Source organism: Longimicrobium sp. (assembly GCF_035474595.1).
In the GTDB taxonomy this organism is placed as follows: domain Bacteria; phylum Gemmatimonadota; class Gemmatimonadetes; order Longimicrobiales; family Longimicrobiaceae; genus Longimicrobium.
Map to the genome: position 1 here is coordinate 1 of NZ_DATIND010000126.1, position 1,579 is coordinate 1,579.

2 protein-coding genes are annotated in these 1,579 nt (G+C 71.6%); both read right to left on the reverse strand.

Translation table 11 applies throughout. From position 1 onward, the window contains the following. Nucleotides 1-268: 268 nt before the first annotated feature. Nucleotides 269-847: a transposase gene (locus tag VLK66_RS22395; RefSeq protein ID WP_349260533.1), complete on the reverse strand. Its 579-nt coding sequence runs from the start codon at nt 845-847 to the stop codon at nt 269-271. After that, nucleotides 844-1,362, reverse strand: a complete 519-nt coding sequence (locus VLK66_RS22400) for a helix-turn-helix domain-containing protein (RefSeq protein WP_325311714.1) — start codon at nt 1,360-1,362, stop codon at nt 844-846. Before VLK66_RS22400 ends, VLK66_RS22395 begins: the two co-directional genes overlap by 4 nt. Between the last annotated feature and the right edge of the window lie 217 nt (nt 1,363-1,579).

Below are 1,579 nucleotides of genomic sequence, written 5' to 3' on the forward strand. Positions count from 1 at the left end.
CGATCGCGGCTCCGGCAGCGGCCTCGCCGGTGGCACCGGTAGCGCCTCCTGCCGGCACAGGAGCCTCGCAGACCGCCATCCTGCCGCCGGCGGGAGGCCGGACGCCGAGCCTGCTGCCCTCGCGTCCGGGGCCGGTGCTGATCGCAAGCCTCCTCCTCCCGCTGGTGCCGCCGCGCACGGTCAGCGACCCTGTTCTCGTCACTCCTGCCGCTCCAGGAGCTCCAGGCCCAACGAGCGAGACGGCTGACCTAGTGCATGTTCAGGTGAGCTATTGTGCGAGCGGCGGGAGGCGTGAGCAGCGGTAATGATCACAGAGCCGGCGCTGGAGCTCGTCGCCGGTGAGCTTGCGTTCCGGCTCGGTGACCGCGCGTTTGCCGTGCGCCCAGCGGGGCTCGATCGGGTTGAGCCACGGGCTCTTGCTGGGCAAGCGACAGATCAGCAGGCGGCAGCCGCCGTCACGCTTGACCCGACGGTTGTGGTCCCTGACCCAGCCATGGACCTCGCGGCTGACATGCCAAGCGGCATTGTCCCACACCAGCGCCAGCACGCGCATGCCCTCAGCCGCGAGGCGCTCGGCCACCCAGGCCAGGAAGGCGCAGGTCACCGGGCTCACCGGCCGGCCCGCCACGAACCGCAGCAGCATCCGCTCGCGCCCGGGCAGCCACAGGCCATAGCAGGCCAGCGCCTTCGCCTCGGGGTCCGCGGGATCGGTGGCATGCATGGCAAGGCGAAGGCGTTCGCCAGGTGCCGCCCAGGCGTGCAGGGCCGGCTGGGCGAAGCGCGAGAACCAGACCTCGTCCTCAAAGCCCAGCGCCCAGTCCGGTCGACCCTGGGCCAGGCTGATCAGCCGGTCGCGGCGGCGTTTTTTTGCGCGTAAGCCGGATCGGGGCTGGTGAGCCAGCGCTTGGCCCGCTTCCAGCCAACCTCCAGGCGGAGCAGCGCTTGGCGGATGGTCTCGATGGACAGCACGGAGGCGCTCAGCCCCTCCGCCTGCGCCACCTCCGCCAAGAGCGCCAGTGTCCAGGTGCTGCGGGCGTGGCCGAAGGCACGCGGCGGCTGGTGCAGGATGGCGCGCAGCCGCTCCCGCTCCACCTCGCCCAGCACCGGGGCAGCACTCTTCGGCCGCGATGAGGCGGCCATGAGGCTCGCCACGCCGTTGGCGTTGAAGGCGCTGATGCCGTTGCGCACCGTCTGCACCGCGCAACGCAGACCGCGCGCGATCTCCCGCGGGCGACGACCCTCGGCACTCAGGAGCACGATCTGAGCGCGCCGGACGGTGAAGGCGTCTGACGCGCGCAAGCCCGCTTCAAGCCGGGCGCGCTCCTCAGCGCTCGGCTTGCGGACGAAGATGGGCGGATGCATCCCGGCCAGATCGGACCGGAAACCAGCTCGCACAAGGGGTCCGATGAGGATGCACTAGCGCCCGCGACCGCGGGCCGGGCTCGGGATCGCTTTCCGCTCGCTCGTGGAGAAAGCGGAGTGTGTCGGGACTGCCCGCGACGTGCTCGGCCAGGGCGCCCAGTGCCTGTTCCCGCGGGCCGGGTTCGGGATCGTTCTCCGCTCGCTCGCGGACGAAGCC